The following is a 7025-nucleotide window of genomic DNA, read 5'->3' on the forward strand; positions in this document are numbered from 1 at the left end:
CTGCGCCCGAAATCCGCCAAACGCCGCAAAGGCGCGGCTCCCAAACCCCGAAAAGCCTCCAAAGCAACGAAAATGGCCGCCCTCAATCCTCACAACACGCCTCCCGCAATATTGCGCAACAGGCCCCCAAGGGGAGAAGGGAAGGAGGCTCGCTTCCTCGCGCCACTTGTCACCCTATTCCTCTCCATCCTCTTCCTGATCCTGCCGGCGCTTGCCGCCCACGCCATGGAGATCCAGTCCGTCACCTCGCCGAAGGGCGTCACGGCCTGGCTGGTGGAAGACTATTCCGTGCCGGTCGTCGCCATCCGTTTCGTCTTCGGCGGCGGCTCGACGCAGGATCCGGTGGGGAAGGAAGGCCTGGCCAATCTGATGACCGGCCTGTTCGATGAGGGCGCCGGCCCGCTCGATTCGGAAGCCTTCCAGATCAAGCTCGACGATGCCGGCGCCGAAATGAGCTTCGACGCGACCCGCGACGGCATCTACGGCTCCATGCGCATGCTGGCCGAACAGCGCGACGAAGCCTTCGACTTGTTGCGGCTGGCGGTCAATGAGCCGCGCTTCGACCAGGCGCCGATCGACCGCATCCGCGCCCAGGTCCTGTCCGGCATCATCGCCAACGAGAACGACCCGGACACGGTGGCGCAGAATCGATGGGCGCGCGCCGTCTATGGCGACCACCCCTATTCGCGCTCCGACCAGGGCACTAGGCAGAGCATCGCCGCCATCACGCAGGCCGACCTTGAGGCCCTGCACAAGGCGGTGTTCGCGCGCGGCGGCCTGCATGTCGCCGTGGTCGGCGCCATCGATGCCGAGACGCTGAAGAAGAAGCTCGACATGGTGTTCGGCGATCTGCCGCCAAACCAGGCGATCGCCCCTGTCGCCGATATCGAGCCCAGGCTGGCGCAGCATATCGAGGTCAACTACGACCTGCCGCAGACCTCGCTGCAGCTCGCCTGGCCAGGCGTGAAGCGCAAGTCGGCGGATTTCTTCCCGGCCGCGCTGATGAATGAAATCCTTGGCGGCGGCACCTTCACCTCGCGCCTGTTCCAGGAGGTGCGCGAAAAGCGCGGGCTGGCCTACAGCGTCAATTCCTCGCTGGTAAACCAGGACCACGCCGACGCGCTGATCGTCACCACCGGAACGCGTTCCGACCGCGCCGCCGAGACGCTCGGCATCGTACGCGACGTCGTCAAGCGGTTGGCGCAGGACGGCCCGACCGAGGCCGAACTGGCGGCGACCAAGAAATATCTGATCGGCGCCTATGCCATCAGCAATCTGGATTCGTCGAGTGCCATCGCCGCGACGCTGGTCGAGTTGCAGCTCGACGATCTCGGCATCGACTACATGCAGCGCCGTACCGGCTATATCAACGCGGTGACGCTCGATCAGGTCAAGGCGGAGGCGAAGAAGCTGCTGACCGCCGAGCCGACCATCATGGTGGTCGGACCGCCGCTGACGGGAGCCGGCAAGGGATGAGCCCGACTTTCGGCATAGCTTTCGGCGGCGGCGGCGCGCGCGGCCTCGCGCATATCCATGTCATCGAGGTTCTGAACGAGCTCGGCATCAAGCCGGTGGCGATAGCCGGCTCCTCGATCGGCGCCGTCATGGGCGCCGGCATGGCCTCGGGCATGACCGGCAAGGACATGCACGACTACGCCCGCTCGATCCTCGGCCGGCGCGCCCAGGTGGCGAGCCGCATGTGGCGGGCACGGCCAGGCACGATCGCGGAAGCCATGCAAAATGGCATCCGGGTCAGCCAGTTCAATGTCGAGCGCATTCTCAAGGCCTTTTTGCCCGAAGCCATTCCCGAAACCTTCGCCGAATTGAAAATCCCGCTGAAGGTGACGGCGACGGACTATTTCGGCCACAAGCTCGCCGTGTTCGACGATGGCGACCTGCACTCGGCCCTTGCCGCCTCGGCCGCCATCCCCGCCGTCTTCCGCCCGGTGATGCGTGACGGCAGACTGCTGATCGACGGCGGCATCTACAACCCCGTGCCGTTCGATCTGATCGAGAAGGATGCCGACATCATCATCGGCGTCGACGTGGTTGGCGCGCCGGAAGAGGCCGACCGCAAACAGCCGACCTCCGTCGACCTGATGTTCGGCGCCACGCAGCTGATGATGCAGTCGATCATCGCCAACAAGCTGAAACAATGCCAGCCCGATATACTGGTCCGCCCGGCGGTGTCCAAATACCGGGTGCTCGATTTCCTGAAGATCGATGCCTTGATGAACGAGACCGTTGAAATCAAGGATCGGCTGAAGCGGGAGGTGGCGAGTGTGGTGGAGGCGCGGAATGGCGCTGCCATCAAGGGGAGGCGAGGGAAGAAGGCCGGTTGAGCGGTGCACGCCGCAATCCTGTCGTACATTATCGTCATCGACGCCTGGAGGCCGACTAAGGCTTCGCCGTCACCGGCGCATACTCCAGCGCAACAACGCCGTTGCTGAACGGTCTGGCCAAAATCAGCTCGAGCGGCATTTGTTCCCCCGGCGGGAACAGCGGCTTGCCCTGGCCGACGGCGCCGGGATAGCTGAGCAGCCTGACGCGGTCGACCAGCCCGTGGCGCAGCAATTCCTGCGCGACGCTGAGGCTGCCATGGACATAGATGTTGCCGCCACTATCTTGCTTCAGCGCCGTCACTGCTTCCGGCAACGCACCCCTGAGGAGCTCGGCCGGTTTCCAGTCGAGCGCCTTTAAACTCGTTGAGGCGATGTATTTCGGCAGTGCGTTGAATCGGTCGGCAAAATCCCCGGCTTCCTTGGGCCATGAGCCGGCAAAAATCTCATAGGTCGTGCGCCCCAGAAGCATGGCGCTGCTGTCGGCAAGCTCTTCCTCCTTGAACCTGTTCATCTCATCGTTCCAGACAACGGCCGGAAGCCTCTCGACCTCGGCAATGCCATCGACGCTGATGAATTCGGTGACGATGAGTTTTCGCATGGCGTTCTCCTGTTCGCTCAAAGGACGAACCACACGGGCCTTTTGCTACATGCCCTGAAAAATCGAGGTGGTTTGTCAGAGAAGGAGTTTCTCTGGTAAATTAGGCTCCAAAGTCGAATTTTGGTGCTAGACCTCAGCTGATATTCTCAAAGCTGTAGAAAGATCATGGGATTCGGGGTCTTCATTCACCGCTCAGATTCGATCTACGATGACAGCCCCGCTGAGCAGTATCAGTTCCCCAGCCAGTATCTGCGTCGTGTGGAGGCATGCGTCGGCGATTGGATCATCTACTATGAACCTAGCAAAGTCGACGATACCCGTGGCTATTTTGGCCTGGCGAAAGTCCAGCAGGTTATCCCTGACCCTGTGGCACCTAGTATGTATCTCGCTTTGATTGAGCCGGGATCATATCTCGATTTCGCCAATCCCGTTCCATTCAATGGGACGGACGGGCTCGTTGAGCGAGGTTTGCTCAACGGCCAGGGACGGATTTCTGGTCGCGCTCAATCGGCCGTCCGATCGATCAGCCCGAGCGACTTCAACCGTATTCTCGATCTGGGCCTTGACGCCCGCGAGCCGTTGCTGCCACGCGTCGATAAAATTGGCATTTCATCCGGATTTCAGGATGAAGAGGCGCCATTCCAGTTCGAGCACAGCCGCGACCGCATAAGTTACATCGGATCGAATCGTACGGGATCGCATTTTCCGTCGCATCGTCTTGCGCGCCTATGATGAGCGTTGCGCGATCACGGGACTGAAGTTGATAAATGGCGGTGGTCGGGCGGAAGTTGCCGCGGCTCATATTCGACCCGTCGAAGCGAACGGGCCTGATGTCGTCAACAATGGGCTCGCACTATCAGGTACGGCGCATTGGATGTTCGATCGCGGATTGATCAGCCTCTCCGACGATCTGGAAATCCTGATCTCGCGGCAGGTCAATGACCATGAGAGCGTGCAAGGGTTCGTAAACAAGACCCGCCGCGCACTTCTGCCTCGCCGACAACTCGAACGCCCGCATCCTCATTTCTTGCAATGGCACCGCGAGCACTGTTTCAAGCAGTAGTGCTTCGCTGACGCGCCGGTCCCCCTCAGTCCTTCGCCCGCTCCACATAGGACCCATCGGCCGTCATCACCACCACGCGGGTGCCGGGCGCGATGTGGGGCGGCACGGTGGTGCGCACGCCGTTGGAGAGCACGGCCGGCTTGTAGGAGGACGATGCCGTCTGGCCCTTGGTCGTCGGCTCGGTCTCGACCACTTCGAAGGTGGCGCGCTGCGGTAGCACCAGGGAGATCGCGATGCCGTTGAACTGGGACACCTGCACCGGCATGCCTTCCTTCAGATAAGGTGCCGCATCACCGACCACGGCTTCCGACACCGCCACCTGGTCGTAGGTTTCCGGATTCATGAAGTGATAGCCTTCGCCGTCGGCGTAGAGGAAGGTGTGCTCGCGCTCCTCGACATAGGCGCGCTCCACCTGTTCGGTGGTGCGGTAGCGCTCCGACACCTTCACCCCGTCGCCGATGCGGCGCATGTCGAGCTGCGTCACGGGCGTGCCCTTGCCTGGGTGGATGTTTTCGGCAAAGAGGATCACATAAAGCTTGCCGTCCTTGTCGACGACATTGCCTTTGCGGAGCGAACTGGCGATGACTTTCACCACGGTTTTAAATCCTGCGAGGTTTGACTGGCGTTTGCCGGCTTGTGCGGCGCTGGATGGGGGCCTAGCGCATCTTGGCGCGAACCGCCAGCCCCCAATGCGAACTGGCCTGGGGCGAACTGACATGGGGCGCACCTGCATGCCTTCAATCCGCTCATGACCGCCGCGTCGCCCTGGTGGACGCCGCATGTCCATGCCGACCGCCGTCCGCGCCTGATGCTGCGCAACGGGCTGACGGCTGCCTTGCGCGACTGGTTCGCCCGCAACGACTTCGTCGAGGTGGAGACGGCCGCGCTGCAGGTCTCGCCCGGCAACGAGGCGCATCTGGCGGCTTTCGCCACGGAAGCGGTCGGGCCGGATGGCATCCGCTCGCCGCTTTATCTCCACACCTCGCCGGAATTCGCCTGCAAGAAGCTGCTCGCCGCGGGCGAACAGCGCATTTTCAGCCTGGGTCCGGTCTACCGCAATCGTGAGCGCGGCCCCTTGCATCATCCCGAATTCACCATGCTCGAATGGTACCGGGTGGGCGAGACCTATGAGAGCCTGATGCGCGATTGCGCAGCGCTGCTGGCGTTGGCTGCGACGAGGGCAGGAGCCGCGCGCTTTTCTTTCCGGGGCCGCGACTGCGATCCGTTTGCCGAACCGGAGCGGTTGACCGTGGCGGATGCCTTCAGCCGCCATGCCGGCATCGATCTGCTGGCCACGGTCGCCGTCGATGGCGGCACGGACCGGGACGCGCTTCATGCCGCACTGATCCAGGCCGGCTTGCGCACCGCGTCCGACGACAGCTGGGCGGATTTGTTCAGCCGCGTGATGGTGGAAAAGATCGAGCCGGTTCTCGGGCAGGGGCGGGCGACCATCCTGTGCGAATATCCGGTCGCCGAGGCGGCACTCGCCCGGCCGGGCCCCGGAGATCCACGCGTCGCCGAACGTTTCGAGCTCTATTGCTGTGGCGTCGAGCTCGCCAACGGCTTTGGCGAGTTGACCGACGCAGCCGAGCAGCGCCGGCGCTTCATCATAGAGATGGACGAGAAAGAGCGCGTCTATGGTGAGCGCTACCCGCTGGACGAGGATTTTCTGGCGGCCCTTGCCATTATGCCGCAGGCCAGCGGCATTGCGCTCGGCTTCGACCGCCTGGTGATGCTGGCGACCGGGGCGCAGAAGATCGAGGACGTGATCTGGACGCCGGTCGCGGCACCTTGAACGACAGGCTGCTGCCCCTCTGCCTTCAATGCGCGAAAACCTGCTCGATCGAGCGAAAGCTCTTGAATTCCAGGGCGTTGCCCGAGGGGTCGCGGATAAACAATGTCGCCTGTTCGCCGGGCTCGCCCTTGAAACGCACCATTGGCCGCTCCAGCCAGTCTATGTCGTCGCGCGCTTCCAGCCGAGTGGCAAGGCGCTGCCAGTCGTCCATCAGGAGCACAGCGCCAAAATGCGGGATCGGCACGGTGATACCGTCGACCTTGCCGTCACTGGCGGCTTGCGCGGGGCGCAGATGCGCCGACATCTGGTGGCCGTAAAGGTCGAAATCGACCCAGGTCGCTGACGAGCGGCCGATCGCGCAGCCCAGCACCTCGCCATAGAAAGTTCGGGTTTCATCGAGATCACGAACCGGAAAGGCAAGATGGAAAGGCATCATGGCGAAGGCTCCAGATAGGCAAAAACCGCGACGTCCGCTCTTTGCGGGCGCTTCGACGGCGGTTTGGTCGCGACATCCTGATTGCCCTTCTGCCATTGCACAAGCGGCATTGGAACAATAGATGGTGCGGCAGCACCTGCCTTCCGGACAGGCTGAAGAAACAGGATCAAGTGCATGACCGACAAGCTGGACGCCGCGAAATTGACGGACCGCGTCGCGGCCCTGGTCGAGGCCGCCAAACGCGCCGGCGCCGATGCCGCGGACGCCGTCGCGGTGCGTGGCCGCTCGACCGGCGTCTCGGTGCGGCTTGGCAAGATCGAAAACACCGAGGCTTCCGAGGGCGACGATGTTTCGCTGCGGGTCTTCGTCGGCCAGCGTGTGGCCAGCGTATCGGCGACCGCCGCGTCCGATCCGAAGGCGCTTGCCGAGCGTGCCGTCGCCATGGCCAAGGTGTCTCCCGAGGATCCCTACCAGGGTCTTGCCGACCCTGCGCTGCTCGCCGGGCAGACGCCCGATCTGGACCTGTTCGACGCGACCGAAGTGTCGGCCGACCAGTTGAAAGAAGCCGCGCTTGCGGCCGAAGCGGCGGCTCTCGCCGTCAAGGGCGTGACCAATTCGTCCGGCAGCAATGCCAGCGCCGGGCTTGGCGGGCTGGTTCTGGCCACCTCGCACGGTTTTCTCGGCCACTATGTCGGCTCGCGCTTTGCGCGCTCGGCCAGCGTGATCGCCGGCGAGGGCACCGGCATGGAGCGCGACTATGAATTCTCCTCGCGCCAGCATTTTGCCGATCT

General features: G+C 63.1%; 7 protein-coding genes and 1 pseudogene. 5 read left to right on the plus strand and 3 right to left on the minus strand.

The window, feature by feature from the left end:
• Nucleotides 1–72 precede the first annotated feature (72 nt).
• Together O7A61_RS30140 and O7A61_RS30145 are read left to right on the plus strand one after the other, a co-directional pair.
• A complete protein-coding gene (locus O7A61_RS30140; protein WP_337132858.1) occupies nucleotides 73–1476 on the plus strand; it encodes a M16 family metallopeptidase in 1404 nt (467 codons plus the stop codon).
• On the plus strand, nucleotides 1473–2342 hold the full coding sequence (locus O7A61_RS30145) for a patatin-like phospholipase family protein (protein WP_337132853.1): 870 nt from the start codon (nucleotides 1473–1475) through the stop codon (nucleotides 2340–2342). The genes O7A61_RS30140 and O7A61_RS30145 overlap by 4 nt, the downstream gene beginning before the upstream one ends.
• Before the next feature lie 55 nt (nucleotides 2343–2397).
• Here O7A61_RS30145 and O7A61_RS30150 read toward each other — a convergent pair whose 3' ends face one another.
• Nucleotides 2398–2940 carry a dihydrofolate reductase family protein gene (locus O7A61_RS30150; protein ID WP_337132854.1) on the minus strand — a complete coding sequence of 181 codons (543 nt, stop codon included), beginning with the start codon at nucleotides 2938–2940 and terminating at the stop codon, nucleotides 2398–2400.
• Between the two features lie 165 nt (nucleotides 2941–3105).
• On the opposite strand from O7A61_RS30150, the pseudogene O7A61_RS30155 reads away from it, so the two are divergent.
• Nucleotides 3106–4003, plus strand: a pseudogene (locus tag O7A61_RS30155) (HNH endonuclease).
• A 25-nt stretch (nucleotides 4004–4028) separates the two neighbouring features.
• On the opposite strand, the gene efp reads toward O7A61_RS30155, so the two are convergent.
• A complete protein-coding gene (gene efp, locus O7A61_RS30160; protein ID WP_084636569.1) occupies nucleotides 4029–4598 on the minus strand; it encodes an elongation factor P in 570 nt (189 codons plus the stop codon).
• A 153-nt stretch (nucleotides 4599–4751) separates the two neighbouring features.
• Here efp and epmA point away from each other — a divergent pair, with 153 nt between their 5' ends.
• Entirely contained in the window at nucleotides 4752–5798 is a 1047-nt protein-coding gene (gene epmA / locus O7A61_RS30165) for an EF-P lysine aminoacylase EpmA (protein WP_337132855.1), read from the plus strand.
• Nucleotides 5799–5823: 25 nt separating this feature from the next.
• On the opposite strand, the gene O7A61_RS30170 is transcribed toward epmA, so the two are convergent.
• Complete coding sequence (locus tag O7A61_RS30170) at nucleotides 5824–6234, minus strand: VOC family protein (protein WP_337132856.1); 411 nt, start codon at nucleotides 6232–6234, stop codon at nucleotides 5824–5826.
• Between the two features lie 174 nt (nucleotides 6235–6408).
• Between O7A61_RS30170 and O7A61_RS30175 the strand changes: the two genes are divergently transcribed.
• Nucleotides 6409–7025: PmbA/TldA family metallopeptidase (locus O7A61_RS30175; RefSeq protein ID WP_337132857.1), on the plus strand; the 617-nt coding region annotated here is incomplete at its 3' end.

The sequence above is a fragment of the Mesorhizobium sp. Cs1321R2N1 genome (assembly GCF_037179725.1).
GTDB lineage: Bacteria > Pseudomonadota > Alphaproteobacteria > Rhizobiales > Rhizobiaceae > Mesorhizobium > Mesorhizobium salmacidum.

Bases quoted from the DNA above. Each gene is read 5' to 3' on its own strand.
- O7A61_RS30145 (WP_337132853.1), top strand. From the start codon at position 1,473: ATGAGCCCGACTTTCGGCATAGCTTTCGGCGGCGGCGGCGCGCGCGGC.
- epmA (WP_337132855.1), top strand. From the start codon at position 4,752: ATGACCGCCGCGTCGCCCTGGTGGACGCCGCATGTCCATGCCGACCGC.
- O7A61_RS30140 (WP_337132858.1), top strand. From the start codon at position 73: ATGGCCGCCCTCAATCCTCACAACACGCCTCCCGCAATATTGCGCAAC.
- O7A61_RS30170 (WP_337132856.1), bottom strand. From the start codon at position 6,234: ATGATGCCTTTCCATCTTGCCTTTCCGGTTCGTGATCTCGATGAAACC.
- O7A61_RS30150 (WP_337132854.1), bottom strand. From the start codon at position 2,940: ATGCGAAAACTCATCGTCACCGAATTCATCAGCGTCGATGGCATTGCC.